This is a genomic window from Desulfovibrio aminophilus DSM 12254 (assembly GCF_000422565.1).
Classification (GTDB): domain Bacteria; phylum Desulfobacterota; class Desulfovibrionia; order Desulfovibrionales; family Desulfovibrionaceae; genus Aminidesulfovibrio; species Aminidesulfovibrio aminophilus.
The window spans coordinates 68,480-94,884 of sequence record NZ_AUMA01000006.1 but is presented as its reverse complement, the minus strand read 5'-3'; the positions used below and the strand labels follow the sequence as shown (position 1 = coordinate 94,884).

The following is a 26,405-nucleotide window of genomic DNA, read 5'->3' as shown; positions in this document are numbered from 1 at the left end:
CCTACTCCGCGAACCAAAGCAGTCGGGCCACCTCGATGTCGACCACGCCCCGGGAACGGCGGCCCCAATAGATGTTCTGCGCCCGCCACAGGTCGGGAGTCACCCCGATGTCCGCGGCCCGGGCCAGGATCACGGCGATACGCCGCCAGTCCGGCACGGACTCGCGCAGCAGAGCGCAGACGCTCTCCCCGATCCGCCGGGCGAGGATGTGCCCATCGGGATGGTTTTGTCCGGTGGCTCGCAGAAAAGCGATGAGATCGGCTCGGCCGGGCACGTGGCCCATGACCCAGATCCAGCCCAGGGCGGCCCAGAGTCGCTCCCAGCAAGGCGCCTCGGTCTGGGTGGTCTGGGCCTCGCGAAAGGAGTTGAAGAGATAGACGCCGGTGCGCGCCTGCTCCATCTGTTCACTCCAGACGTGGTTCTCGGCCCGGGCCACCCACTTGACCGCCAGATCCTGACGCTTTTCCCAGGGAAGATACTGGCCGGGCACGCATTTTTGCGCCCCTCGGCTCTCCGAATCGATGCGTACGCAACTGCTCATGGGGTCGTCGGACTCGGTTTGTTCCCAGACCCAAGTGCATTGGTCCAGGCCGGGCTCGTGCCGCCAGGTGATGCCCGCTCGCCCTCGGGGATGCCCCTCCTCGCTGAGTCCGTCCAGGGACACCTCCACGCTCACCCCGGGCCAGGACGCCGTGGCCGACTCCCCGCTGGGCGGCATGCGGCCCTCGGCCCAAAGGGAAAACAACCCTTGGGCCACCAAGCTTTCAGCCGTCTCGCGGCGGGAGCGCACCTCCTTGGTCCAGAGATCCACTCCTGAGCCCAAAGCCGGGTCGTTGGAGGCCGCCAGGGTCAAATGCGACAGGAGCAACGGCTCCAAGTCACGACAGCCTGTGCGTTGGGCCAAGCCCATGGCCCGCAGGGCGAAGGTCAGGGCGTTCAGCGGTTCGATGCGGCCCAGATCGTCGAAGAACCAGGCGCAACTGGCGAAGGACGAGAGGGCCCACTTCTGCATGGTCAGGAGCTTGAAGCCCGTGTCACGGGCCGCCTCATCCAGACCCGGGAGGAAATGCCGTTTCCCGAACTCGCCGTTCTTCCAAAGTCCGGCGAGCACCTTGCCGAAATCCGTGAGGGCCTCCTCGGGATCGCGGAACACGCCCGCGCCGGCCGAATGAAAATGGGCGTCCATTTCGACCTTGACCGCGTTCAGGCCGTCACGCAGGGGTTTACGCCAGTGTTGCCCCCAGCCGGGGTGACCTCCTGTGGTGCAGCCGCAATCCGAACGCCAGCGCTCCACCCCATGCACGCAGCTCCAGGACGAGGCCTGCCGCAACCGGGCCTTCGAGCGCGGAGGATTGGCCGCCAGATAGGCGCCGTAGTTGGTCACCCGCCAGCCGTCGCGGCACGCCCGGGCCTGGGCCAGGACATAAGCCAGGGCCATCTCGCCGAAGGCGAAGTGGTGGCCGTAGGTTTCGCCGTCTGTGGCCAGGGAGAGCAGGCCGGGACGCCCGGCGCTGTTGATCCGACCCCAGAAGCGTTCGCCGTCGCGCAGGAGGCCCTCGAAGGCCACGGCCTGGGACAGCGGACCGTCATAAAAGAACACAGCCATGGAACGGCCGCCGGACAACTCCACAAGATAGGGCCGGGTGATGTCCAGATCCCCCTCGTGGGCCTCCCGCCACTGGCCGTCGACGTCGGCCACGGCCTCCACCTGGCGCGGAGCCAGGATGGTGTAGGCTATTCCCGCGTCCGCCAGGATCTCCAGAGTGCGGTCGTCCACGGCCGCCTCCGAGAGCCACATGCCCTCGGGCTTGCGCCGGAAGCGGGCCTCGAAGTCGGCCACGGCCCAGGCCACCTCGGCCCGGCGGTCGAGATCCGTGGCCAGGGGCATGATGACGTGATGATATATCTGGGCCAGGGCGTTGCCGTGGCCCAGGCGCTCGACGCTCTTGCGGTCGGCCTCCAGAATCCGGGCGTAGGCGTCCGGGGCGTGGCTCTCCATCCAGGTGAGCAGCGTGGGCCCGAAGTTGAAGCTCATCCACTCGTAGCAGTTGAACAGTTCGAGTATCCGGCCGCCGCCGTCCAGGCGACGGGCGTACGCCAGGGGCCCGTAGCTCTCCCGGCAGATGCGTTCGTTCCAGTTGCGGGCCGGGGCCGCGCTGCCCTCGGGAAAGACCATGTCCATCCAGGGATCCTCGCGGGGCGGCTGGTAAAAATGGCCGTGGATGCAGAGAAACTTGTCGGGCATGGCGGAAACCTCGCTGTTGCCTCCACCATAGCCGTTCCGGTCGTGGAGTCCAAGAGCGGGCCGGGAGAAAAAAACGCCCCGCCGGAAATCCCGGGCGGGGCGTCGGAGGGACCGGGAAGCCGGCCGCTACATCATGCCGGACACCTTGCGCATGAGGCGCAGGAGCTGGTTGGTGAAGCCCGCCTCGTTGTCGTACCAAATGATGAGCTTGAGCATGGTGCCGCCGATGACCGTGGTGAGCGCGGCATCCACCACGCCGCCATGGGTCGAGCCGATGAAGTCCGTGGACACCAGCGGCTCCTCGGAGAAGCCCATGCTCTCGTTGGCGCCAGCCTTAAGCAGAGCGTTGACCTCCTCCTTGGAGGTGGCGCGCTCCAACTCACAAACCAGATCCACCAGTGAGACGTTGGGCGTGGGCACGCGCACGGCCATGCCGTCCAGGCGGCCCTTGAGCGCCGGGATGACCAGGGTGGCGGCCTTGGCCGCGCCGGTGGTGGTGGGGATCATGTTCACGGCGCAGGCCCGGGCGCGGCGGATGTCCTTGTGCGAACCGTCCAGAACGCGCTGGCTCATGGTGTAGGAATGCACCGTGGTCATGAGCCCGTGGCGGATGCCGTAAGCCTCGTGAATGAGTTTGGCGGCCGGGGCCAGACAGTTGGTGGTGCAGGAAGCGTTGGAGACGATCCGATGCTCGGGCTTCAGTTCGGAATCGTTGACGCCCATGACGATGGTGGCGTCGGGCTCCTTGGCCGGGGCGCTGACCACGACCTTCTTGGCCCCGCAGGCGATATGCTTCTCACAGGAGGCACGGTCCGTGAACTTGCCCGTGGTCTCGATGACCAGATCGCAGCCCAGTTCGCCCCAGTTCCACTCGCCCGGGCCCTTGCGGGTCACTGTGACCGGATGGTCCTTGAGGGTGAAGCCGGTCTCCGTGGGCGCGGCGGACGGGAAGCGGCCATGCACCGAGTCATAGCGCAGCAGATGACACAGCTCGCTGTTGGTGGCCCGCGCGTTCACGGCCACCAGCTCGAAGTCATTCTCGTCGGCCAGAAGCCGAGTCAGATAGCGGCCGATGCGGCCGAAGCCGTTGATGCCGATGCGAACAGACATGCGTCGTACTCCTTCTCCATGCCTCGCCGGGAACTCAGGCCTTGCCCGAACACCCCAACACGTTCTTGATCTTGTGCCGCACCATGTTCTTGACCGCCTCGCGGGCGGGGCCCAGGTACTGGCGGGGATCGAAATCCGCCGGATGCTCCGTGAAATGCTTGCGGATGGTGGCCGTCATGGCCAGCCGGATATCCGTGTCGATGTTGATCTTGCACACCGCCATGCCGGCCGCCTTGCGCAGCAGTTCCTCGGGCACGCCGCGCGCGCCGCCCACCTGACCGCCATACTGGTTGGCCATGGCCACGAATTCCTGCGGCACCGAGGAAGCTCCGTGGAGCACGATGGGGAAGCCGGGCAGAAGCTTGCCGACCTTCTCCAGGCGCGCGAAGTCGAGCTTGGCCTCGCCCTTGAACTTGTAGGCCCCGTGACTCGTGCCGATGGCGATGGCCAGGGAGTCGCAGCCGGTCTTGCCCACGAATTCGGCGGCCTGGTCCGGGTCGGTGTAGATGCTCTCCTCCGAGCTGACCTCATCCTCCACTCCAGCCAAGCGTCCCAGCTCGGCCTCCACCCAGACGCCTTTGGAGTGGGCGTACTCGACCACCTTCTTCGTCTCGGCGATATTCTCCTCGAAGGGCAGGTGCGAACCGTCGATCATCACCGAGGTGAAGCCGCCGTCGATGACCTCCTTGCAGATACCGAAGTTCTGGCCGTGATCCAGATGCAGGACCACGGGCAGGTCCGTGAGGGCCATGGCCGCTTCCATGAGCTTGATGATGTAGATCTGCTGGGCGTACTTGCGGGCTCCGGCCGAAACCTGGAGGATGAGCGGGGAGCGCTCCTCCTGACCGGCGGCCATGATGCCCTGGATGATCTCCATGTTGTTCACGTTGAAGGCACCGATGGCGTAGCCGCCGGCGTAGGCCTTCTGGAACATCTCCTTGGGGGTGACGAGCGGCATTGGGTCCTCCTTGGCGTGTTTGGCCGGGCCGGGCCCGGAACCGGGGGTGAAGTATATTCCGCTGAACGAACGGCGTCAATGATGCACGGGCTTTTCCAGCATCCCGCGCAACTGGTCGCGGGTCTCCGGGTCGTTGAAGTCAAAGCGCAGAGGCGTGAGCGTCACGTGCCCCTCCGTGAGCAGGAGCCGATCGCGGCCAGGGCTGATCAGGCCCGGGGGAATCTCCCCGGAGAGCCAGTAGTAGGGCCTGCCGCGCGGGTCGCGACGAGTCTCGTACCAGTCCTGGTAGGAGGCGCGGGTATGCGGGCAGATGACCAGATCCTTGGCCCGGGACAGTTCGCAGGCCGGGAAGTTCAGATTCAGCAGACACTTGGACGGCAGTTGATCCCAGGCCACCCGGCGGATCAGACGCTCGACGTAGGCGGCCTGCCCCGAAAGATCGCGAGGGTTGAAATCGTCCATGGACACGGCCAGGGCGGGCAGGTCCATGAGCGCGCCCTCGGTGGCCGCCGAAACCGTGCCGGAATAGAGGATGTCCACGCCCACGTTGGCCCCGGCGTTGATGCCCGAGACCACCAGGTCGGGCTGCCGCGACAGGAGCGTGGACAGGGCCAGCTTCACGCAGTCCACGGGCGTGCCGTAGACGCCCCGGCCCTCGAAGCCGTCCTCGTGAAAGTCCTTGACCCGCAGAGGCATGCTGATGGTCACGGCGTGTCCCACGGCGGACTGTTCGGTCACGGGAGCGACCACGCTCACCTCGTGTCCGGCGTCCGCGAAGGCCCGGTACAGGGCCCGCAGGCCCACGGCCTGTATTCCGTCATCGTTGGTCAAAAGAATGTTCATGAGCCCTCGCGCCGAGGCGCGGTGTTTGACATTGCGGTCACTTCGGGGCAGTTTTCGGCATCACGCTCCCGCCCTCCCCGGCGAGGTAGCGCAACCCCAGCCCGATGGCAAGAAACGTGAGCGGTAAGAACATTTTCGTCCGCGATCTCAACGCCGGACAGCAGATACAGGAACTTTTCCTCGTGGCCGAGGCCAAGCTCGGCCAGTCCCGCAACGGTCCCTACTGGAGCCTGACGCTCTCCGACCGCAGCGGCCAGGTGGAGGCCAAAATCTGGAGCCCGCTCAGCCAGGAGTTCTCCGAAATCCCGGCCGGACGCTTCGTGCGCGTGCGCGGGGCCGTGACCAGCTTCCGCGACCGGCCCCAGGTGGTGGTGGAACGCCTCGAGCTCCTGCCGGAAGCGGAAAACGGCGTGACCCTCTCCGACTTCCTGCCCGCCAGCGTCCGGCCGCCCGAGGAGATGCTGGAGGAAATCGAGGATCTCTGCACCGAACACCTGGAGCACAAGCCCTGGAAGAACTTCGCCCGCAAGGTTCTGCGCGACGAGGAAATCCGGTCTCGCCTGCTGGCCGGGACCGGGGCCAAGACCGTGCATCACGCCTACATGGGCGGACTCCTGGAACACACCCTTGCCGTGCTGCGGCTCTGCCTGGCCCACTGCGACCTCTACCCTCAGCTGGACCGCCAAATCCTGGTGGTGGCGGCCGTGTTCCACGACCTGGGCAAGGCTTGGGAGCTGTCCGGCGGCCTGACCAACGACTACACGGACCAAGGGCGGCTGCTGGGCCATATCTGGATCGGCCTGGAAAAGCTCGAACCCTTCCTGGCCAAGGCCAAGGATCTGGACGAACAACTCATCCTGCACCTCAAGCACATCATCCTTTCGCACCACGGCGAGTACGAGTTCGGCTCACCCCGGCGACCGAAGACCCCCGAAGCCTTCGTCCTGCACTACGCCGACAATCTGGACGCCAAGCTGAACACCATCGCCGCAGCCTTCGAGGATCTGGATCCGGCCGGGAGCCCCTGGACCGGCTTCCAGCGCTATCTGGATCGCTATCTCTACCGCTCCACACCCACGCCGGACGACCGAAACCACGGCCAAAAGGCCCCGAACGCGCAGTTCCTGCTGCCCATCAAGGGTTGATCGGGGTTTCAACCAGACTTGACCCTGCTGATCGCGGAAAGGGCTCCGGCTCCAGATGAATGCGGGCTGAAGCCCCTCCCTCCTCGCTTGCCAGAACGGCGCGCCTGGAGTACAACGGTCATACCTCGTAACTCCAAGAAACGGCACCACAATCCTGACCTCGGCGGACGTTGACATGTTCATCACCCTTGAAGGAATCGAAGGCACGGGCAAGAGCACCCAGCTCAGGCTCATGGCCGAGTATCTGGAATCCCGGGGCCAGGACGTGCTCCTGACCCGCGAACCCGGCGGCAGCGACCTGGGCCGGGAACTGCGGCGCATGCTCCTGCACATGGACAACCAGGGCATGGCCCCCACGGCCGAGCTGTTCCTCTACCTCGCCGACCGGGCCCAGCACGTGGCCCAGGTCATCCGGCCCGCGCTGGAGGCCGGCAAGTGGGTCATCTCCGACCGTTTCGCGGACTCCACCGTGGTCTACCAGGGCTACGGCCGGGGCCTGGACCCCAAGCTCCTGCACTCGCTCAACGCCGTTGCCGTGGACGGGCTCTGGCCCGAGATGACCATCCTCCTGGATCTGGACCCGGAAACCGGCCTGAACCGCGCCCTGGCCCGCAACCTGCGCGAAGGCAAAAGCCGTGAGGAAGGCCGCTTCGAGGCCGAGGCCCTGGACTTCCACCGCCGCGTGCGCGAGGGCTACCTGACCTGGGCCGCCATCCACCCGGAGCGTTTCCGCCTAGTGGACGGCAAGGACACGCCCGAGGTGGTCTTCCAGCGCATACGCGACCTGCTGGAACCTCACCTTCCATGAGCGACGCGGCCTCCTGCTCCCTGCCTCCGGATCGCCGCGACGCCTCGCGCCTCCTCCTGGACGGCGCCAAATTCCTTCTGCTCCTGACCGCGATGGCTTGGCTCCTCGGCCGCGGCAGCGAAACGCTCGGCTACAACTGGCAGTGGTACCAAGTGCCCCGCCACCTGGCCCAATTCCAGGACGGCCGCTTCATTCCGGGCCCCCTGCTGGACGGCCTGCTGGTGACCCTGCGCATCACGGGCCAGGGCCTGATCCTGGCGCCCTGTCTGGGGCTGGCGGCGGCCCTGCTCCTGCTCTCCGGCTCGCCCGTGGGGCGTTTCCTGGCCCGTGCCTACGTGGAGCTCATCCGCAACACGCCCCTGCTCATCCAGCTCTTCTTCGCGGCCTTCGTCATGGCCCCCCTGCTGGACCTGGAAGCCGAAACCGCCGCCGTGCTCTCCCTGAGCCTTTTCGAAGGGGCCTACGCGGCGGAGATCATCCGCGCTGGGATCACCAGTATCGACCCGGGGCAGTGGGAAGCCGCCGAAAGCTACGGCCTGACCACTTGGCAGGCCTACCGCCACGTGATCCTGCCCCAGGCCCTGCGCCGCGTGCTGCCGCCCCTGGCGGGCCAGGCCGTGTCCCTGGTCAAGGATTCGGCCCTGGTCAGCACCATCGCCATTCACGATCTGACCATGGAGGGCCAGATCATCGTCTCGCGGACCTTCCTGGCCTTCGAGATCTGGTTCGCCGTGGCCGGGCTCTACCTGGCCGTGACGTTCCTGCTCTCCTTCCTGGTGAATCGCCTGGATAAGCGGCTCAGGCTGGTGTAGGGTTCATACTGCGATCAACCCCAACCTGTGGAGGACGCCATGACCTTGTGGAGAACCTTCGTCTCGGGCCTGGTGACGCTCATCGTCGTCGTGGGCCTGGCCGCCGACGTGCGGGCCGAAACGGCGCGCGCCGAGATCGCGCGCCAGAGCACCCTGGAGGACGTGCTCAAGCGCGGCGTGCTGCGCGTGGGCTTCTCGACCTTCGTGCCCTGGGCCATGCAGGCCAAGGACGGGCAGTTCGTGGGCTTCGAGATCGACGTGGCCCGCAGGCTGGCCGAGGACATGGGCGTGAAGGCCGAGTTCGTGCCCACCAAATGGGACGGCATCATCCCGGCCCTGCTCACCGGAAAGTTCGACATCATCATCGGCGGCATGGGCATCCGGCCCCAACGCAACCTGAAGGTCAACTTCTCGATCCCCTACGAGCACACCGGCATGGCCCTTGTGGCCAACAAGGCGAAGGCCGCCGGATTCAAGACCCTGGCCGACTTCAACAAGCCCGGCGTGATCGTCGCCGTGCGCCTGGGCACCACGGCCCAGGAAGCGGCCCAGAACTTCCTGCCCAAGGCCGAGATCAGGCCCTTCAACGACGAGGCCCAGGCCACCCTGGAACTGGTCAACGGCCGGGCGCACGCCATGGTGGCCTCGGCCCCGCTGCCGCGCATCCAGGCCGCCCAGCACCCGGACAAGCTCTTCCTGCCCCTGGGCGACGCGGACTTCACCCGCGAGCCCATCGGCTTCGCCGTGCGCAAGGGCGACCCGGACTTCCTCAACTTCCTGGACAACTGGATCCGCGCCACCAATTCCCTGGGCTGGCTCGACGCGCGCTTCAAGTACTGGTTCGAAACCGAGGACTGGAAGGGACTGGTCGAGTAGCCGCATGTCCCGACCCGCGACCGTGCGGCGGCCCGGGGCCCGCGTCCTGGACGCGGCCCTGGTCCTGATCGTCTGCCTGGCCCTGGCCTGGCTGGCCCTGCGCCTGGACCGCCTGGACTACCGCTGGAACTGGGGCGTGCTGACCCAGGCCTTCTGGCGCGCGGGCAGCGCCACGCCCGGCCCCCTGCTCCAGGGCCTGTTCACCACCGTGCGCCTGAGCCTCTGGTCCGGGCTCCTGGCCCTGGTCCTGGGCACGCTCATGGCCCTGGCCCGGGTCAGCCCCCGCCCCTTCCGACGCATGGTCGGCACAACCTACGTGGAGGTGGTCCGCAACCTGCCGCCCCTGGTCCTGGTCTTCCTGGGCTACTTCTTCCTCGGCAGCCAGCTGGCTGCGGCCCTGGACCTCCAGGAGCGCGTCCTGGCCCTGCCGCCCTGGGCCCAGGACACACTCTCCTGGATCCTGGGGCCGCCGGGCCAGTTCCCGGAGCTGCTCTCGGCCGTGCTCGTGCTCGGCCTGCTGGAGGGAGCCTACATCACCGAGATCGTGCGGGCGGGCATCCGCTCCCTGGAACCCGAACAGTGGGAGGCGTCCTGCGCCCTGGGCCTGACCCGGGGCCAGCAGCTGCGCCACGTGATCCTGCCCCAGGCCATGACGCGCATGCTCCCGGCCCTGGCCGGACAGTTCATCTCCACGGTCAAGGACACGGCCATCGTCTCGGTCATCTCCGTGCGCGAGGCGACCTTCCAGGCCACGGAGCTTTCGGCCGCCACCTATCGGACCTTCGAAATCTGGATCACGGTCCTGGCCCTCTACCTCGTGCTCAGCGGGACCTGCTCCCTGGCCGCGCGGCGGCTGGAGGCGCGCCTGGCCCACCGCGAGACCGCCGGAGTCCGCAACGGTCCGCTTTGACAGAAAGACCGGAAACGATCATAGTTTCAAGCCAAGAACCATCCCGGCCAAGGCCCGGAAACCCGCGCCGGAAAGGAGAAGCCCATGTCCCACGACATCAAGCTCTACGCCCTGAGCACCTGCATCCACTGCAAGAACACCAAGGCCTATCTCGACGAGTGCGGCGACGCTTACGAATGCGTCTTCGTGGACAAGCTGGAGGGCGACGAGCGCAAGAAGATCATCGACGAGGTGAAGAAGCTCAACCCAGCGGTGTCCTTCCCCACCATGGTCATCGACGGGGAGGTCATCGTGGGCTTCAACAAGGACCGCATCAACAAGGCCCTCGGGAAGTAGTCGTGGACGCCAAGCAACTCTTCGAACAGCTGCGCCGGTTCCAGGAGCCCAAGGGCTATTTCTTCAACACGGACATGGAGATGACCCTGCCCCTGCTGGAGAGCCTGCTGACCAACAAGGAGCGCTACGGCTACATGGCCTGCCCCTGCCGCCTGGCCAACGGGACCTTCGAGCAGGACAAGGACATCGTCTGCCCCTGTGCCTACCGCGAGGACGACGTGCGCGAGTACGGGGCCTGCTTCTGCGGCCTGTACGTGTCCAGGGAATGGAACGAGGGCAAGATTCCCCGCGAGATCGTGCCGGAAAGAAGACCGCCGGAGAAGATTCTCGGCTAGGGATGGGTCCGGGAGACCGGGGCTCCGCCCCGGCCCCGCCAGGGGCCCGCAGCCCCTGGACCCGCGACACAAAATCGGAAAAGATACATTATTTCAAAATGTCGGCCTGGATCTTGGCCACGGCCTTGAGCACGCTTCCCGGGCCGCCGAGTTGGGGCATGTGCGCGTCCCCGGGGAAGAAGACCACGAACAGCCCGGGCCGCAGGCCGAAGGTTTCGGCCCCGGCAGCCGGGGCGCGGTGGAAGGCGACGTCCTTGTCCGGGTCGTAGTCCCCATCGCACGTCAGCCCCTCACGCGGAACCCAGCCGCAACGCTCCTCCCCGCGCACCACCATCTGCACGTCCGCGTAGACCCGGTGGCTCTCGAAGCGGGCCTGCTCCGGCAGTCGCAGCGCGCCCTCGAAGAGGTTCACCCAAGCGTCGCGGCCCTGGATTTCGCGCTCGCCGAGCGGCGAATCGGGCGTCAGCCCGGCCAGGCACAAGCGCACCCGCTCCATGAGCGGCGAACGGAAGTAGAGCCCCCAGTTTTCCAGTCGGTCGAGGATCATCGCGTTTCCTCCACGTCAACGGGTTCAAGCGAGCGCAGCCAGGCGGCGAAACTCTCCCGGCCCCGCTCGGCGTGCAGTTCCTTGCGCACGGCCTTCTTGGCCTTGCGGTTCAGGGACGGCATGAGTCCGAAGTTCACGTTCGAGGGCTGGAAACGTCGGGCCGGAAGGGTGCGCAGATGCCCCAAAAGCGCGCCCAGAGCCGTCTCCCGGGGTGGCAGGGACACCGCCGGGCCCGCGCCGAGCTTCCCGGCCAGGGACAACCCCAGCCAGAGCCCGCAGGCGGCGGATTCGAGATAGCCCTCCACGCCGGTGATCTGGCCAGCCAGATAGACGCCGGGCCGGGCCTTCAATTCCAGTTCCGGGGTGAGCACGCTCGGCGCGTCCACGTAGGTGTTGCGGTGGATGCTGCCCAGGCGCAGGAACTCGGCCCGCTCCAGGCCCGGGATCATGCGGAAGACGCGCTTCTGCTCCGGGTAGGTCAGCTTGGTCTGGAAGCCCACGAGGTTGTAGGCCGTGCCCTCGCGGTTCTCGGCCCGCAACTGGACCACGGCGTAGGGCTGGCGGCCGCTGCGCGGATCCGTGAGCCCCACGGGCTTGAGCGGGCCGAAGGCCAGGGTCATCTCGCCGCGCTCGGCCATCTCCTCCACGGGCAGGCAGCCCTCGAAATGCACGGCCTGCTCGAAGTCCCGGGGCGGAACCTTCTCGCCCGCCAGGAGCGCGGCGACGAAGGCCTTGTACTGCTCCTCGTCCAGGGGGCAGTTCAGGTAGTCGTGGTCCTCGGGCCGGTAGCGCGAGCCCAGGAAGGCCACGCCCATGTCCACGGAGTCCGCCGAGACGATGGGCGCGATGGCGTCGTAGAAATAGAGCCGCTTGCCGCCCACGGCCAGGGCCAGACTTTCGGCCAGGGGCGCCGAGGCCAGGGGCCCGGCGGCCAGGACCACGGCCGAGGCCTCGGCCAGCTCGGGATCGTCCAGGGAGAGCACCTCGCGCCGGATCAGCTCGATGTTGGGCTCGGCCCCCACCGCGCGGGTCATTTCGGCCGAGAACAGCTCACGGTCCACGGCCAGAGCCTTGCCCGCGGGCACCCGCGTGGCCTCGGCCGCCGCCATGACCGCGCTGCCCAGGGCGCGCATCTCCTCCTTGAGCAGGCCCACGCCCGTGGTGGACTCCTCGGAGCGCAGGGAATTGGAGCAGACCAATTCGGCCAACCCCGGGCTGCCGTGGGCCTCGGAATAACGCTGAGGCTTCATCTCGTAGAGCCGCACCGCCACTCCCCGCCTCGCCAAGACCAGGGAGCATTCGCACCCGGCCAGACCTCCGCCGATCACCGCCACCAGGGACAAGGACACCTCCGGCGCGGGTTGTGGGAACCCGCTGTTTTGCGTACCATGCGCTTCTGAAAAAGCTCAACCTCAACTTGAAGGAAAACGAAGAATCCAATGGCCGAGCCTCTCTTGAGCATCCAGGAACTCTGCACCGACTTCCTGGGCGTCCGGGGCCAGGCCCGGGCCGTGGACGGCGTGAGCCTGGACGTCCTGCCCGGGGAAACCCTGGCCCTAGTGGGCGAATCGGGCTGCGGCAAGACCGTCCTGGCGCTCTCCGTGCTCCGTCTGATACCCGATCCTCCGGGCCGCGTCACCTCCGGCCGGGCGCTCTTTCGCGGCCGGGATCTCCTGGCCCTGCCCGAGGCCGAGATGCGCGGCCTACGCGGCAGCGCCCTGTCGATGGTCTTCCAGGAGCCCATGACCTCGCTCAACCCCGTGTTCCGCGTGGGGGAGCAGATCGCGGAAACCCTGCGCCTGCACAAGGATCTGGACAGGAAGGCCGCCTGGAGCGCGGCCGTGGACATGCTCGACAGGGTCGGCATCCCGGCCCCGGCCGAACGCGCGGCGAGCTTCCCCCATGAGATGTCCGGCGGCATGCGCCAGCGGGTCATGATCGCCATGGCCCTGGCCTGCGACCCGGACCTGCTTCTGGCCGACGAGCCCACCACGGCCCTGGACGTGACCATCCAGGCCCAGATCCTGGACCTTCTGGTCCAGGTGCGCGAACGCCGCGCGGGCGGGGCCACCCTGCTCATCACCCACGACCTGGGCGTGGTGGCCCGGGCCGCCGATCGCGTGGCCGTGATGTACGCGGGCCAGATCCTGGAACAGGCCCAGGTGGGCCGCCTGTTCAAAAATCCGCTGCACCCCTATGCCCAGGGCCTGCTGGCCTCCCTGCCCCGTCCCGGGTCGCGCGGGCGGCTCACGCCCATTCCCGGTACGGTGCCCTCGATCTTCGATCTGCCCCGGGGATGCCGTTTCCATCCGCGCTGCCCCAAACGCTTCCAACCATGCGACAGCGAAGCCCCGCCCCTATTCACCCCCGAGGTCGGGCACGATGTGCGCTGCTGGCTCTACCGATGACCCACGACGCCCCCCTTCTCGAAGCCCGCGACCTGTCCCGCCGCTACCGTGTGCGCGGCGGCCTGCTGGACCTCTCCCCGGCCACGGTGCGCGCCCTGGACGGCGTGAGCCTGAGCCTGGCCCCGGGCGAGACCCTGGGGTTGGTGGGCGAATCCGGCTGCGGCAAGTCCACCCTGGCGCGCCTGCTCCTGGCCCTGGAACGGCCCACCTCCGGCCAGGTGCTCTACCGGGGCCGGGACGTGGGGGAATGGCCGGAGAAGGAATTTCGGCGCAAGGTCCAGATGGTCTTCCAAGACCCGTACTCCTCCCTGAACCCGCGCCAGCGGATCGGATCGGCCGTGGGCGAGGCCCTGGACATCCACGGCCTGGGCACGCCCCGGGAGCGCCGGGAGCGCGTGGCCGAACTGCTCGCCCTGGTGGGGCTCTCGGCCGAGCAGGCGGACCGCTACCCGCACGAGTTCTCCGGCGGCCAGCGCCAGCGCGCGGCCATCGCCCGGGCCCTGGCCCTGAGCCCGGAGCTGGTCATCTGCGACGAGCCGGTCTCGGCCCTGGACGTGTCCATCCAGGCCCAGGTGCTGAACCTCCTGGCCGACCTCCAGGAACGGCTGGGCCTGACCTACCTGTTCATCTCCCACAGCCTGTCCGTGGTCGGCCATGTGAGCGACCGGGTGGCGGTCATGTACCTCGGGCGGCTGGTGGAGCTGGCCCCGGCCGACGACCTCTTCGCCGCTCCCCTGCACCCCTACACGCGCACCCTCCTGGCCGCCGCGCCCGTGCCCGACCCGGACGCGCGCGCCCCGGCCGCCCGGGCGCGCGGCGAGCTGCCGAGCCCCCTGGCCCCGCCCCCGGGCTGCGCCTTCCATCCCCGCTGCCCCGAGGCCCGTGACGACTGCCGAGAACGGATTTCGAACCTGCGCGAGGTCGCGCCGGGGCGGTTCGTGGCCTGCCACGCGGCCGGAAAGTGACCCCAAGCGCATCGCGAAAAAATCGAGAGTCTTTCAAATATCCAAGGAGTTCAAGATGATCAGCCGCGACGAGGCCCTGAGCCTGCTGAAGAGCCGCAACAACGAACAACACCTCATCGTGCATGCCTTGGAGACCGAGGCCGTGATGCGCGGGCTGGCCCGCCGCCTGGGCCGGGACGAGGAACTCTGGGGCCTGGCCGGTCTGCTGCACGACCTGGACTATGCCGAGACCAAGGACGAAACCGCCCGGCACGGGCTGCTCACGGTGGAGATGCTGGACGGCCGCCTGCCGGACGAGTCCCTGGCGGCCATCATGCGCCACGCCTGCGAGCTGAACAACGGCGAGGCCCCGGCCACGGAGTTCGACTTCGCCCTGCGCTGCGGCGAGACCGTCACCGGGCTGGTCCACGCCAACGCCCTGGTGCGGCCCGGCGGGCTCGACGGCATGGAGCCCAAGAGTCTGAAAAAGAAGATGAAGGAGAAGGCCTTCGCCGCCGCCGTGAACCGCGAGATCATCCGCGAATGCGAAAAACTCGGCCTGGAGCTGGGAGAGTTCTTCCAGATCGCCATCGGGGCCGTGACCTCAATCCGCGCCGAGGTCGGGCTGGCCTGACCGTAGTCACAACCTGATCTCGTTGCATTGGTTCAAAATGCGTGTTACGGAAAGCCTGCTGTTTAGCGAAACGTATCCACGGTATCCAACGATTCTCATGAGGCGGGCGATCCCATGCACATCTCCGAAGGCATTCTTTCCGCTCCGGTACTTCTGACGGGAGCCGCCCTGGCCGTCGCGGGCGTCGCCGTCGGCCTGAAGCGACTGCCTCCCGAACGCATGCCCCAGGCTGCCATTCTCTCCTCGGCCTTCTTCGTGGCTTCCCTGGTGCATGTCCCGGTCGGCTTCACCAGCGCCCACCTCATCCTCAACGGCCTGCTGGGCGCGATCCTCGGCTGGGCCGCCTTCCCGGCCATCCTCGTGGCCCTGCTGCTCCAGGCCGTGCTCTTCCAATTCGGCGGCCTGACAGTGCTCGGCGTGAACACCACGACCATGGCCCTGCCCGCCGTACTCTGCGCCCTGGCCTGCCGCCCCCTGCTGCTCTCGCCGGACAACCGCCGCGCGGGCCTGGGCGGGTTCATCTGCGGTTCCCTGGCCGTATTCCTCTCCGGCATCCTGGTGGCCCTGGCCCTCATCGGCACGGGCGAAACCTTCACGCACGCGGCCTGGGCCATCTTCCTGGCCAACCTGCCGATCTGCCTCATCGAGGGCTTCGTCACGGCCGCCGCAGTGGTCTTCCTGCGCCGGGTCAAGCCCGAGGTTCTCTCCGGCGCGCTGGCCTGATGTCCGACCTGGAAGCCCCTCTTTCCCAGGGAAGCGGTCCGATCCACCGCCTCGACCCGCGCGCGCGGCTCCTGGCCATGCTCTTCTTCAGCATTCCCGTGGCCCTGGCCCGCTCCGACGCCTCGGCCCTGGCCGCCCTGGGCTTCGGCCTCCTGGCTCTGACCTTGGCCCGCCCCGCGCCCGGCCTGATCCTGCGCCGTCTGCTGGCGGTGAACGCCTTCACGGCCTTCCTCTGGGTCTTCCTGCCCCTGGGCGGCCAGGGCGAGGCTCTTTTCCACCTGGGCCCCCTGGTCTACTCCCGCGAAGGCGCGCGACTGGCCCTGCTGCTCACCCTCAAGACCAACGCGGCCTTCCTGGCCGTGACCTCGCTCGTGGGCACCATCGCCCCCCAGGATCTGGGGCGGGCGCTCCAGGCCCTGGGCTTGCCGGAAAAATTCTGCCACCTCCTGCTCATGGCCCACCGCTATCTCTTCGTCATCCAGCGGGAATTCCGCCGTCTGCTTACGGCGGCCGAGGCGCGGGGCTTCAAACCGCGCACCGACGGGCACACCTACCGGACCTACGCATGGCTCCTGGGCATGCTCCTGGTGAAAAGTTGGGACCGGGCCGAGCGGGTACACCAAGCCATGCTCTGCCGGGGCTTCAACGGCAGATTCCACTCCTTGGCCGAGTTCTCCTACGGCGCGCGGGACGCGATCTTCTTGATGCTGGCGGGACTGGCCTCGGCGGCCGTGGCCGGACTTTCAATTCTGGAGAAAACGGCGTGAACGACGCGGAAGCCCTTATTGAAACCCGCGGATTGGTCTGCGGCTATCCGGGACGGGAGCCGGTGCTGCGCGGACTGGACCTGACCCTGCGCCCCGGGGAACGCCGGGGCCTCGTGGGCCCCAACGGCAGCGGCAAGACCACCCTGCTCTTCGCCCTCATGGGCCTGATCAAGCCCTCGGAGGGGGAAATCCGCCTCTTCGGCCGGGCCATGACCGGCCCCAAGGAATTCGCCGCGGCCCGACTGCGCCTGGGGTTTCTCTTCCAACACGCCGACGACCAGCTCTTCAGCCCCTCCGTGCTCGACGACGTGGCCTTCGGTCCGCTGAACCAGGGGCTCTCCCGCGCCGAGGCTCGCCGCCGGGCAGAAGAAACCCTAGAATTGTTAGGACTCTCCGACTTCGCCGACCGGGTGCCCTACCGCCTCTCGGGCGGGGAGCAAAAGCTGGTGGCCTTGGCCACGGTGCTTTCCATGCGGCCCGAGGCGCTCATCCTGGACGAGCCAACCACGGGCCTGGATCGGGAGACCAAGGCCCGCATCGTGGACATCCTCAACGGGCTCGACATCGCCGTCCTGGCCGTGTCCCACGAGCCGGACTTCCTCTCCAAGATCACGAACCGGCTGTATTCCCTGCGCGACGGCAGGCTGGTGGAGAGCACGGTCGAGCCGCACGCCCACGTGCATGTGCATGCGGAGGGCGGCCTGCCCCACTCCCACGACGACTAAGACTCGACCGGACCTTCCGCGAACCCCACGGTATCCCAGGAAAGCATGATCCGAGCGCGTTCCAGGGCGAAGCGCTCAACCTCCGCGTGCCAGGAGGAAAAATCGCTCACCAGTTGTTCCCCCAGGGGCGTCAAGGCATAACCTTTGCGGCCCGCCACCTTGGCCACCACAGGGTTGCCCAGGGCAGCCTCGGTGCGTTTGATGCGGCCCCAGGCGGCCCGGTAGGACATGCCCAAGGCCTGGGCGGCCTTGTGCAGGGAACCCAGCCGGGCCACCTCGCGCAAAAGCTGGACCCGGCCCAGGCCGAAGAGCATGCCGCCCTCGTTCTCGAACCAGAGGTGGACGCGCAGGGTGGCCTGCGGAAGTTCCCGGGACATGGCGGCCTCCTTGGCTTGTCCGATTTCTCGGATAAGTCCATTATGTTTCCGGCGGCATAAAAAGTAAAGCGCGCCACCGTTCCCCGGCCCTCTTGGCAAACGCCGGAGAATGACTATGCTTCCCGGACGCCGGGAGCCGCCCGAGCGCAAGGAAACCGATCTCCCATGACCATGAACAGATCGCCCGAGGGCCTGGACCAGTCGCCCTACCGCACCATCTGGACCCTCTCCTGGCCCCAGATCCTGATGATGGTCTTCAACTTCCTCATCGGCTTCGTGGACGTCTGGACCGCCGGGCGCATCAACCGCGAGGTCCAGGCCTCCCTCGGGCTCATCACCCAGTCGCTGTTCTTCTTCCTCATCGTGGCCACGGCCGTGGCCAACGCGGGCGTGGCCGCCATCGGCCAATCCCTGGGCGCGGGCCGGGAACTTCGCGCGCGGCGTTATGTGGGCCTCTGCATCCTCCTGGCCCTGGTCATGGGTGGCCTGCTCATGCTCCTGGGCCTGCCGCTGAAGAGCCTCCTGCTCTCGGCCCTGCAGGTGCCCGACTCCATCCGGCCGGTCACGGAATACTTCCTTTGGGTCTACCTGCTCCTCCTGCCGTCCTATTCCCTGCTCATCGTGCTCAACGCCGTGTTCCGGGCCCGCAAGCAGGTCTTTTTCCCGCTCTACTCCATGGCCGTGGTGACGATCTTGAACACCGTGGGCGACCTGGGCCTGGGCCTGGGCTGGTGGGGCCTGCCGGAACTGGGCTACCAAGGTCTGGCCTGGGCCACCTTCTGGTCCGTGACCCTGGGCGCGGCCGCCAACGTGGCCGCCCTTTGGAAGGAGGGCCTCCTGGCCAGGGCAACTTTCGCGCCCTGGCGCTGGGTGCGCCGGGCCCTGCCCTATCTCTACAAGGTTTCCTGGCCCTCGGTGGTCATGCAGGTGGTCTGGCACTCGGGCTATCTCGTACTGTACGCCATCACCGCCGCCCTGCCCCGGGACAACGTCGCGTCCCTGGCGGGCATGTCGGCGGGCATCCGCGTGGAGTCCCTGCTCTTTCTGCCGGCCTTCGCCTTCAACATGACGGCGGGCATCCTGGTGGGCCACTCCCTGGGAGCGGGCCGCTTCGAGGAGGCCCGCTCCTACGGCTACCGCATCCTGGTCATCGGCCTGGTCTGCATCGTGGCCGTGTCCCTGGTGGTCTGGCAGTTCCTGGAGCCCCTGGCGGCCTTCCTGGCCCCGGATCCGGCCGTCCAGCGCGAGGCGGTGAACTATCTGTTCTGGAACCTGCTGGCCATCCCCTTCACCCTGACCACCATGATCCTTGCCGGAGCCTTCAACGGCGCGGGAGCCACCCATTTCAACATGGTCATCATGGGCCTGGCGACCTGGTGCCTGCGCCTGCCCCTGGCCTACGTGCTCGGACACCTCGTCATGGGCCGGGCCTCGGGCATCTGGATCTCCATGCTCGCCTCCCAGGCCGCGCAATCCCTGGTCATGCTCTACGTCTATGCCTTCAAGGACTGGTCCTGCCACGGCATGATCAAACACAAACACTGCAAAAAGGAAGCAGCGCATGCCCCTCGCATTTGAACCGCTGAGCCTCGACCGCCAGTTTGATTACGGGCAAATCCTGGCGGCCACGCCGGAAGTCACCTCGGACTACGCTTTCGCCAACATCTGGGGCTGGGCCGAGCACTACGGCCTGGAATGGGCCTTCGCCGGGGGCTTGATCTGGATTCGCCAGACCCGTCCGGACCTCGTGTACTGGGCCCCCATGGGCCCCTGGGACGACTACCGCTGGACCGAATGCAAGGCCGTGACCGAGGCCGCGACATTCACCCGCGTGCCCGAAACCCTGGCCCGGGTCTGGAAGGACGCCTTCAACGGCGGCATCCGCCTGAGCGCCGCCCGCGACCACTGGGACTACGTCTATTCCGTTCCCGACCTCGTCGCCCTGCCCGGCGAGATGTACCGCAAGAAGCGTGAGCAGTTGGAGCGGTTCAAGAACGACAATCTCTGGCAGTACAGCTGCATGACCCCGGATTGTGTGGAGGAAGTGCTCGACATGCAGGCCGACTGGTTCCGCTGGCGCGAGGAAGAGAACGAACACTCCCCGGCCCTGGAGGCCGAAAACCACGCCATCACCCGTGTGCTCCAGCACATGGACCGTCTGACCTGCCTCATGGGCGGCACCGTGCGCGTGGAGGGCCGCATCGTGGCCTACACCGTGGCCGAATGCCTGTCCAAGGACACCCTGGTGATCCACTTCGAAAAGGCCGACACCCGCTTCCCGGGAGCCTACCAGGCCATCAACCAGATGTTCCTCGAGCACGCGGGCAAGGACTTCGCCTTCGTCAACCGCGAACAGGATCTGGGCGAAGAAGGCCTGCGCAAGGCCAAGCTCTCCTACAACCCGGCCCGCTTCGGCAAGAAGTACGACGTGGTGCTGGGCTGATGCTGGAGCGCCCCCGGCTGGCGGTCCTCGGGCTGGACGGCCTGCCCCTGTCCCTGGCCGAACGCCTGGCCCCTCGGCTGCCCAACCTGGCCTCGCTGCTGCCGGGGGCCGGAAGCATCCGGGCCGAGCTGCCCGAACTCTCGCCGGTGAACTGGACCTCCCTGGCCACGGGCGAGGGCCCGGAGGTCCACGGCGTGTTCGGCTTCACCCGCCTGGACCCGGCATCCTACGAGCTGTCCATCGTGGACGCCACGCAGGTGGCCTGCCCCACGGTCTTCGACCGCCTGGGCGCACGAGGCCTGACGAGCCGGGTGATCAACCTGCCCAACACCTACCCGGCCCGTCCCCTGCGCGGCATGCTCGTGGCCGGATTCGTGGCCCGGGATCTGGAACGGGCCGTGTTCCCGCCCTTCCTGGCCGGGCAGTTGGCCCGCCTGGGCTATCGCCTGGAAGCCGACACCACCCGGGGCGCGGCCGATCCCGAGTACCTCCTGGCCGGTCTGCGGGCCACCCTGGCCTCGCGCCGGGCGGCCCTGGATCTGCTCTGGCCGGACTTGGCCTGGGATCTGTTCGTCTTCGTACTCACCGAGACCGACCGGCTGTTCCACTTCCTCTGGTCCGCCGTGACCGAGGACTCCCACCCCTTGCACGCCGACTGTCTGGAGCTGCTCACCCTCTGGGACAAGCTCATCGGCGTCTTTCTCGAACGCTACGCGGCCCTGCCCGAGCCCAAGCGGCTCATGGTCCTGGCCGACCACGGCTTCACCGGCCTGCGTACCGAGGTGGATCTGAACCGCTGGCTGGTGGAGGCGGGCCTGCTCCGGCTTCTGCCGCCCGGCAGGCATGGCTCCGAGGCCGAGTGGGAAGCCGCCCGAATCGCCCCGGAAAGCGCGGCCCTGGCCCTGGACCCGGGGCGCATCCACCTGCACACACGCCGGGCCTTCGGCCGGGGGCGGCTCACCGACGCCGAGGCCGCGTGCCTGGCCGGAGAAATCCGAGAAGCGCTCCTGGGCTTGACCTTCCAGGGCGAGCGGGTCATGGAACAGGTGTTTTTCGAACGTGAGCTGTACCCCGGGACCAACGGGAACATGTCCCCGCCGGATCTGCTCTGCCTGGCCCGGCCAGGCTTCGACCTGAAGGCCAAATTCAACAGGGACGCCGTCTTCGGCCGCTTCGGCCGGGACGGAACGCATACGGCGGGCGACGCCTTTTTCCGCGACTCGGCCGGAAGCCGGCCGGAGCGGATGCGCGACGCGGGCCGCCTCACCCTGAGCCATTTCGGAATCCACGCATGCCCATAGACTTCGAACATGATCTCAACCCCGAGCAGCTTCAGGCCGCGCTCCACACGGACGGCCCGGTGCTGGTCATTTCCGGGGCCGGTTCGGGCAAGACCCGGACCATCGTCTATCGCTTGGCCCGCCTCGTGGAGCTGGGCGTGCCCCCGGAGCAGATCCTGCTCCTGACCTTCACCCGCAAGGCCGCCCAGGAGATGCTCTCCCGGGCCGGAGCCCTGCTGAACCGTCCCCTGGCCGGGACCGGCGGGGGCACCTTCCATTCCTTCGCCTACTCCGTGCTGCGCCGCCACCCGCAACTGGTCGGAACCACCGGCGGCATCACGCTCATGGACCGGGGCGACGCCGAGGACGCCATCCGCGACGTGCGCGACGGGCTCGGCCTGGGCAAGTCCGACCGCTCCTTCCCCAAGCGGGCCACGGTGGCGGACTGCATCACCAAGTCCCGCAACAAGGAACTGCCGCTCAAGGAACTGCTGGAGCGCGAGGCCTACCACCTGATGCCCTACCTGGGCGACCTGGAAGCCCTGGCCGCGGGCTATGAGAGCTTCAAACGCGGCCACGGGCTGGCGGACTACGACGACCTGCTCTTCCTCCTGGAGCGGGCCCTGACGGAGCAGGACTGGCTGCGCGAGGAACTGCGCACCCGACACCGCTACATCATGGTCGACGAATACCAGGACACGAACCTGGTCCAGGCCCGCATCGTGCGTCTGCTGGCGGGCCGCGCGGGCAACGTCATGGCCGTGGGCGACGACGCCCAGTCCATCTACGCCTTCCGGGGGGCCAATGTGGCCAACATCCTGGATTTCCCAAAGGATTTCCCAGGGGCCAGGATCATCCGCCTGGAACGCAACTACCGCTCCACTCAGCCCATCCTGGACCTGACCAACCACATTCTGGACGGCGCGCTCCAAAAATTCGACAAGCGGCTGGTGGCCGCGCGCCAGGGCGGCAACCGCCCTCTGCTGGTCCAACCCCTGAGCGACCAAAGCCAAGCCCGCCAGGTGCTCAACACGGTCATCGAGCTGGCCCGCCGCCACCCGTTGCATGAGATCGCCGTACTCTTCCGCGCCGGATACCAGTCCTTCCCTCTGGAGGCGGCGCTCTCCCAGATGGGCCTGGCCTACCAGAAGTACGGCGGCATCCGCTTCCACGAGGCCGCGCACGTCAAGGACGCCCTGGCCTATCTGCGCCTGACCCGCAACCCGGCGGACCTGCTCTCCTGGCAGCGGGCCCTGGCCCACATCAAGGGTGTGGGAACCAAGACCGCCACCCGCATCGCCCAGGCCATCCTGGCCGGAGACCAGAAAGCCCTCGACAAGAAGGTCAAGAAACACGCCGAGCTGGGTGCGTTGCTGCGGGATATGGATACCCTGCGCCGCACGGCCAAAACCCCGGCCGGGGCCCTGGAACAGATCCTGGCCTTCTACACGCCCATCCTGGTGAGCCAATACCCGGACGACTATCCCAAGCGTCAGGCCGGGCTGGAGCAGTTGCTCCAGATCGCGGCCTCCTATCAGGACGTGGACGCCTTCTTGGCGGACCTGAGCCTGGACGGCGAACAGCAGGAATCGCGCCGCGAGGACGCCCTGGTGCTTTCCACCGTGCATTCGGCCAAGGGCCTGGAGTGGAACGCCGTACTCATCATCGATCTGGTCCAGGACCGTTTCCCCTCCAAACGGGCCCTGTCCCGGCCCGAGGATCTGGAAGAGGAGCGCCGCCTGCTCTATGTGGCCTGCACCCGGGCCCGCGACGAACTGGCCCTGTTCGTTCCCGGCTCACTCTACAACCGCTATAACGGCATCACCGAACCGGCCATCCCTTCGCCCTTCGTCAGCGAGCTGCCCGAGTCCTGCTTCCAGCGGGTCCAGGAGTCCTATCTCGGCGGCGTACGCCCCCTGGCCGCCCCGGCTTCCCGCCCGGCCGCCGCGAACGCTCCGGAACGGCCGCGAGGGCCTGTAAACGCGCCCGGCGAACTGGGGCGTTGCAAGCACAAGATCTTCGGCCCGGGCAAGATCGTGGCCCGCCTGGAAGACAACAAGTTCCGGGTGAACTTCCCCGGGTTCGGGCTCAAGGTCATTGTGGGCGACTACCTGGAAATGTTATAGCATCAGCCATTGGAGGCCCCATGCCCCCGACCTCGGAAGACGACTTTCTGGCCCGCATCGAGAATCATTTCTCCGCCGGGCGCCCCCTGGCCCTCCTGGAGCGCGGCGACGACTGCGCCCTGCTGGACCTCGCGGGCGGCCTGCTGGCCACCTCGGACCTCTTCCTGGAGGACGTGCACTTCCGGCGCTCGTACTTCACACCCGAAGACATCGGGCACAAGGCCCTGGCCGTGAACCTGAGCGATATCGCGGCCATGGGCGGCAAGGCCCTGGCCTTCACCCTCTCGCTCATGGTTCCCCCGGGCCCCGACGAGGCCTTCTGGGACGGCCTGCTGGCGGGCATGGCCGAGCTGGCCCGGATCCACGGCGTACATCTGGCCGGAGGCGACCTGAGCCGGGCCGAAACCATCGGCCTGGACATCTGCGCCCTGGGCCGCCCAGGCCCCTCGGGCCGTGTGTTGGCGCGCGGCGGCTGCCGCCCCGGGGACGCGCTCTTCGTGATCGGCGAACTGGGATTGGCCCGGGCCGGTCTGCTGGCCCTGGAGCACGACGGCACGGCCGCCAAGGACCGCTGGCCGGTCTGCTGCGCCGCGCATCTACGTCCCACGCCCCGGCTGCCGGAAGGGCTGGCCCTGGCGGAAAGTGGCCTGGTCCGAGGGCTCATGGACGTATCCGACGGCCTGGCCCGCGACCTGCCCCGACTCCTGGGCCCGACCCTGGGAGCGAATCTGGCTCTCACTCCCCGGGATCTGCATCCCGAGCTGTCCGCCCATGCCGAAGCCCTCGGCCAGAGTCCCCTGGAGTTGGCCCTGCGCGGTGGCGAGGACTACGCCCTGTTGGGCGTCGCCGCGCCCGGCGACCTGGCCGCGATTCTGGACCTGCTGCCCAGCGCGCGGGCCATCGGCATGGTGTCGGAGCTCCCGGGCCTGCGCCTGAACGGCGTACCGGTGACCGTATCCGGCCATGACCATTTCTCGCCCCCGGCCGGGGCGGGCTTGCGGCTCGCGCCCATCGGCAGGGTGCGTTCCTCCCTGACAAGCCGCGATCAGGCCCCGAAATGCGAGGACGAGGACGCGCCGCGCGCCTGGATCGACCTCGATCCGGCCCTGCTTCCGGCCCTGGACGGCCTGGAGGCCGGGCAGAAGATCCAGCTCCTGACCTGGCTCCACCTGGCCGACCGAAGCGTGCTGCGGGTGCATCCCCGTGGCGACCGGGGCGTGCCCAAACGCGGCGTCCTGGCCACCCGTTCGCCGGACCGGCCGAATCCCATCGGCCTGCACGAAGTCACGATCTTGGAAATCCGGGGAACGAGCCTGCTGGTGGATGGCCTGGAGGCCGTGGACGGCACTCCGGTGGTGGACGTGAAGCCCGCGCTCAAGCCGCGAACAAAATGAACAGGGCCCGCCGAAGCGGGCCCCTTCACTTCAGCGTGGGAAGGCTATTTTTTCTTCAGCCAGCCCATCATGGAGCGCAGATTGGCGCCCACCTGCTCGATCTGATGCTCGGCGCCCAGGCGGCGCATCGCCAGGAAGTGGGCTCGGCCGGACTGGTTCTCCACCAGGAAGTCGCGGGCGAAGGTGCCGTCCTGGATCTCCTTGAGGATGGACTTCATCGCCTTGCGGCTCTCCTCGCCGACCACCCGGGGGCCGGAGACGTAGTCGCCGTACTCGGCCGTGTCGGAAATGGAGTAGCGCATGCGGGCCATGCCGCCCTCGTAGAGCAGGTCCACGATGAGCTTCATCTCGTGCATGCACTCGAAATAGGCCATCTCCGGCTGGTAGCCGGCCTCCACCAAGGTCTCGAAACCGGCCTGGATGAGCGAGGTCAGGCCGCCGCAGAGCACGGCCTGTTCGCCGAAGAGGTCGGTCTCGGTCTCCTCGCGGAAGGTGGTCTCAATGACGCCGGAACGGGTGGCGCCGATGCCCTTGGCATAGGCCAGGGCCAGGTTCAGGGCCTTGCCCGAGGCGTCCTGGTGCACGGCCACCAGGGCGGGCACCGCACCGCCCTCGGTGAAGGTGCGGCGGACCAGATGCCCCGGTCCCTTGGGCGCGATCATGATCACGTCCACGCCCTCGGGGGCCACGATCTGGTTGAAGTGGATGTTGAAGCCATGGCCGAAGGCGATGGCGTTGCCGGGCTTCAGGTTCGGCAGAATGTCCTGCTTGAAGACCTGGGCCTGGGTCTGGTCCGGCAGAAGGATCATGACCAAGTCGGCCTGCTTGGCGGCCTCGGCGGCGCTCACGGGCTTGAAGCCGTGCTCCTGGGCCAGGGCGTAGTTGGGGCCGCCGGGACGCTGGCCGACCACGACCTTGACGCCCGAGTCGCGCAGATTCTGGGCGTGGGCGTGGCCCTGGCTGCCGTAACCGATGATGGCCACGGTCTTGTTCTTGAGCAGCTTCAGGTCCGCATCCTTCTCGTAATACACTTTCATCTCGCTTCCTCGCGTTCAAGAGGGTTTCTGGAATATCCCCGCCGGACGGGCGATCGGCGCCCCGGGGCCAGGAATGGGCGGAGGGGGACGCCGAGATTCCCCCGCCCAGGTCGAAGGCGTGCCTCAGCTCGACAGTTGCATGGCACGGCGTAGGGATACCGTTCCCGAGCGGGCGGTTTCCTTGATGCCGAACCGGGTCAGAAGGCTGATCAGGGCGGATATCTTGTCCTGGTCGCCGGTGATCTCGATGGTCAGCTCGTCCACGCTCACATCCACCACCTTGCAGCGGAAGATGTCCACGATGCGCAGAATTTCAGCGCGCTTGGAGTCCTCGGCGCTGACCTTGAGAAGGACCATCTCACGCTGCACGGCCTTGAGCGTGGTCAGGTCGACCACCTTGATGACCGTGACCAGCTTGCGCAGCTGCTTGATGATCTGCTCGATGATGAGTTCGTCGCCGTCGGTGGTGATGGTCATGTGCGAGACGCCGGGGTCCAGGGTAGGCCCAACGTTCAAAGACTCGATATTGAAGCCGCGGCCGCTGAACAGGCCGGCCACCCGGGACAGGACGCCGGGCTCGTTCTCCACGGTCACGGAAAGAATATGGCGCATGCGGCTACCC

27 protein-coding genes are annotated in these 26,405 nt (G+C 67.5%); 18 read left to right on the top strand and 9 right to left on the bottom strand.

Annotated features, from left to right (window positions below; all coding sequences use genetic code 11):
* Position 1 precedes the first annotated feature (1 nt).
* The 4 genes from H587_RS0102460 to surE all read right to left on the bottom strand — a co-directional run bounded on the left by H587_RS0102460 (position 2) and on the right by surE (position 5,156).
* Entirely contained in the window at positions 2-2,245 is a 2,244-nt protein-coding gene (locus H587_RS0102460) for a DUF3536 domain-containing protein (protein ID WP_027174913.1), read from the bottom strand.
* A gap of 126 nt (positions 2,246-2,371) precedes the next feature.
* Positions 2,372-3,355, bottom strand: coding sequence for a type I glyceraldehyde-3-phosphate dehydrogenase (gap, locus tag H587_RS0102455; protein ID WP_027174912.1), 984 nt, complete (start codon positions 3,353-3,355; stop codon positions 2,372-2,374).
* Between the two features lie 34 nt (positions 3,356-3,389).
* The gene (fba, locus tag H587_RS0102450; protein ID WP_027174911.1) at positions 3,390-4,313 is read right to left on the bottom strand and encodes a class II fructose-1,6-bisphosphate aldolase; all 924 of its coding nucleotides are present in this window, start codon (positions 4,311-4,313) and stop codon (positions 3,390-3,392) included.
* Between the two features lie 75 nt (positions 4,314-4,388).
* The gene (gene surE, locus H587_RS0102445) at positions 4,389-5,156 is read right to left on the bottom strand and encodes a 5'/3'-nucleotidase SurE (protein WP_027174910.1); all 768 of its coding nucleotides are present in this window, start codon (positions 5,154-5,156) and stop codon (positions 4,389-4,391) included.
* A 116-nt stretch (positions 5,157-5,272) separates the two neighbouring features.
* Between surE and H587_RS0102440 the strand changes: the two genes are divergently transcribed.
* The 7 genes from H587_RS0102440 to H587_RS0102410 all read left to right on the top strand — a co-directional run bounded on the left by H587_RS0102440 (position 5,273) and on the right by H587_RS0102410 (position 10,378).
* Positions 5,273-6,301: a 3'-5' exoribonuclease YhaM family protein gene (locus tag H587_RS0102440; protein WP_027174909.1), complete on the top strand. Its 1,029-nt coding sequence runs from the start codon at positions 5,273-5,275 to the stop codon at positions 6,299-6,301.
* A 175-nt stretch (positions 6,302-6,476) separates the two neighbouring features.
* Complete coding sequence (gene tmk, locus H587_RS0102435) at positions 6,477-7,109, top strand: dTMP kinase (protein ID WP_027174908.1); 633 nt, start codon at positions 6,477-6,479, stop codon at positions 7,107-7,109.
* Positions 7,106-7,921 carry an amino acid ABC transporter permease gene (locus tag H587_RS0102430; protein ID WP_051202384.1) on the top strand — a complete coding sequence of 272 codons (816 nt, stop codon included), beginning with the start codon at positions 7,106-7,108 and terminating at the stop codon, positions 7,919-7,921. Before tmk ends, H587_RS0102430 begins: the two co-directional genes overlap by 4 nt.
* A gap of 39 nt (positions 7,922-7,960) precedes the next feature.
* Complete coding sequence (locus tag H587_RS0102425; protein WP_027174906.1) at positions 7,961-8,797, top strand: transporter substrate-binding domain-containing protein; 837 nt, start codon at positions 7,961-7,963, stop codon at positions 8,795-8,797.
* A gap of 4 nt (positions 8,798-8,801) precedes the next feature.
* Positions 8,802-9,707 (top strand): amino acid ABC transporter permease, encoded by a 906-nt coding sequence (locus tag H587_RS0102420; RefSeq protein WP_027174905.1) that lies wholly within the window; start codon positions 8,802-8,804, stop codon positions 9,705-9,707.
* A gap of 84 nt (positions 9,708-9,791) precedes the next feature.
* Positions 9,792-10,043 carry a glutaredoxin family protein gene (locus tag H587_RS0102415; RefSeq protein WP_027174904.1) on the top strand — a complete coding sequence of 84 codons (252 nt, stop codon included), beginning with the start codon at positions 9,792-9,794 and terminating at the stop codon, positions 10,041-10,043.
* Between the two features lie 2 nt (positions 10,044-10,045).
* Positions 10,046-10,378: a ferredoxin-thioredoxin reductase catalytic domain-containing protein gene (locus H587_RS0102410; RefSeq protein WP_027174903.1), complete on the top strand. Its 333-nt coding sequence runs from the start codon at positions 10,046-10,048 to the stop codon at positions 10,376-10,378.
* 88 nt (positions 10,379-10,466) lie between these two features.
* Here the strand turns inward: H587_RS0102410 and H587_RS19475 are convergent, their stop codons facing one another.
* A complete protein-coding gene (locus H587_RS19475; protein ID WP_051202383.1) occupies positions 10,467-10,925 on the bottom strand; it encodes a NanQ anomerase/TabA/YiaL family protein in 459 nt (152 codons plus the stop codon).
* Positions 10,922-12,268, bottom strand: coding sequence for a methylenetetrahydrofolate--tRNA-(uracil(54)-C(5))-methyltransferase (FADH(2)-oxidizing) TrmFO (trmFO, locus tag H587_RS0102400; RefSeq protein WP_027174902.1), 1,347 nt, complete (start codon positions 12,266-12,268; stop codon positions 10,922-10,924). The genes H587_RS19475 and trmFO overlap by 4 nt, the downstream gene beginning before the upstream one ends.
* 96 nt (positions 12,269-12,364) lie before the next feature.
* On the opposite strand from trmFO, the gene H587_RS0102395 reads away from it, so the two are divergent.
* The 6 genes from H587_RS0102395 (at position 12,365) to H587_RS0102370 (ending at position 17,126) form a co-directional block, all read left to right on the top strand.
* Positions 12,365-13,333, top strand: a complete 969-nt coding sequence (locus H587_RS0102395; protein WP_027174901.1) for an ABC transporter ATP-binding protein — start codon at positions 12,365-12,367, stop codon at positions 13,331-13,333.
* The gene (locus H587_RS0102390; RefSeq protein ID WP_051202382.1) at positions 13,330-14,298 is read left to right on the top strand and encodes an ABC transporter ATP-binding protein; all 969 of its coding nucleotides are present in this window, start codon (positions 13,330-13,332) and stop codon (positions 14,296-14,298) included. The genes H587_RS0102395 and H587_RS0102390 overlap by 4 nt, the downstream gene beginning before the upstream one ends.
* A 55-nt stretch (positions 14,299-14,353) precedes the next feature.
* Entirely contained in the window at positions 14,354-14,911 is a 558-nt protein-coding gene (locus H587_RS0102385) for an HDIG domain-containing metalloprotein (RefSeq protein WP_027174899.1), read from the top strand.
* A gap of 114 nt (positions 14,912-15,025) precedes the next feature.
* Positions 15,026-15,634 carry a cobalt transporter CbiM gene (gene cbiM, locus H587_RS0102380; RefSeq protein WP_027174898.1) on the top strand — a complete coding sequence of 203 codons (609 nt, stop codon included), beginning with the start codon at positions 15,026-15,028 and terminating at the stop codon, positions 15,632-15,634.
* Positions 15,634-16,401, top strand: a complete 768-nt coding sequence (cbiQ, locus tag H587_RS0102375; RefSeq protein WP_027174897.1) for a cobalt ECF transporter T component CbiQ — start codon at positions 15,634-15,636, stop codon at positions 16,399-16,401. The genes cbiM and cbiQ overlap by 1 nt, the downstream gene beginning before the upstream one ends.
* The gene (locus tag H587_RS0102370; protein WP_027174896.1) at positions 16,398-17,126 is read left to right on the top strand and encodes an energy-coupling factor ABC transporter ATP-binding protein; all 729 of its coding nucleotides are present in this window, start codon (positions 16,398-16,400) and stop codon (positions 17,124-17,126) included. The genes cbiQ and H587_RS0102370 overlap by 4 nt, the downstream gene beginning before the upstream one ends.
* Here H587_RS0102370 and H587_RS0102365 read toward each other — a convergent pair.
* Positions 17,123-17,503 (bottom strand): winged helix-turn-helix domain-containing protein, encoded by a 381-nt coding sequence (locus tag H587_RS0102365; RefSeq protein ID WP_027174895.1) that lies wholly within the window; start codon positions 17,501-17,503, stop codon positions 17,123-17,125. The genes H587_RS0102370 and H587_RS0102365 overlap by 4 nt on opposite strands.
* A gap of 171 nt (positions 17,504-17,674) precedes the next feature.
* Here H587_RS0102365 and H587_RS0102360 point away from each other — a divergent pair, with 171 nt between their 5' ends.
* From H587_RS0102360 to thiL, 5 genes are read left to right on the top strand one after another with little or no spacing between them, the layout of a single operon-like run.
* Positions 17,675-19,081, top strand: coding sequence for an MATE family efflux transporter (locus tag H587_RS0102360; RefSeq protein WP_034608494.1), 1,407 nt, complete (start codon positions 17,675-17,677; stop codon positions 19,079-19,081).
* The gene (locus H587_RS0102355) at positions 19,065-19,946 is read left to right on the top strand and encodes a DUF2156 domain-containing protein (protein ID WP_027174893.1); all 882 of its coding nucleotides are present in this window, start codon (positions 19,065-19,067) and stop codon (positions 19,944-19,946) included. Before H587_RS0102360 ends, H587_RS0102355 begins: the two co-directional genes overlap by 17 nt.
* A complete protein-coding gene (locus H587_RS0102350) occupies positions 19,946-21,247 on the top strand; it encodes an alkaline phosphatase family protein (RefSeq protein WP_027174892.1) in 1,302 nt (433 codons plus the stop codon). The genes H587_RS0102355 and H587_RS0102350 overlap by 1 nt, the downstream gene beginning before the upstream one ends.
* Positions 21,238-23,352 (top strand): ATP-dependent helicase, encoded by a 2,115-nt coding sequence (locus H587_RS0102345; RefSeq protein ID WP_027174891.1) that lies wholly within the window; start codon positions 21,238-21,240, stop codon positions 23,350-23,352. The genes H587_RS0102350 and H587_RS0102345 overlap by 10 nt, the downstream gene beginning before the upstream one ends.
* A 20-nt stretch (positions 23,353-23,372) precedes the next feature.
* Complete coding sequence (gene thiL, locus H587_RS16955) at positions 23,373-24,746, top strand: thiamine-phosphate kinase (RefSeq protein ID WP_342662358.1); 1,374 nt, start codon at positions 23,373-23,375, stop codon at positions 24,744-24,746.
* A 44-nt stretch (positions 24,747-24,790) separates the two neighbouring features.
* Here thiL and ilvC read toward each other — a convergent pair whose 3' ends face one another.
* Both ilvC and ilvN read right to left on the bottom strand, forming a co-directional pair.
* Positions 24,791-25,783, bottom strand: a complete 993-nt coding sequence (gene ilvC, locus H587_RS0102335) for a ketol-acid reductoisomerase (RefSeq protein WP_027174890.1) — start codon at positions 25,781-25,783, stop codon at positions 24,791-24,793.
* A 123-nt stretch (positions 25,784-25,906) separates the two neighbouring features.
* The gene (ilvN, locus tag H587_RS0102330; RefSeq protein WP_027174889.1) at positions 25,907-26,395 is read right to left on the bottom strand and encodes an acetolactate synthase small subunit; all 489 of its coding nucleotides are present in this window, start codon (positions 26,393-26,395) and stop codon (positions 25,907-25,909) included.
* Between the last annotated feature and the right edge of the window lie 10 nt (positions 26,396-26,405).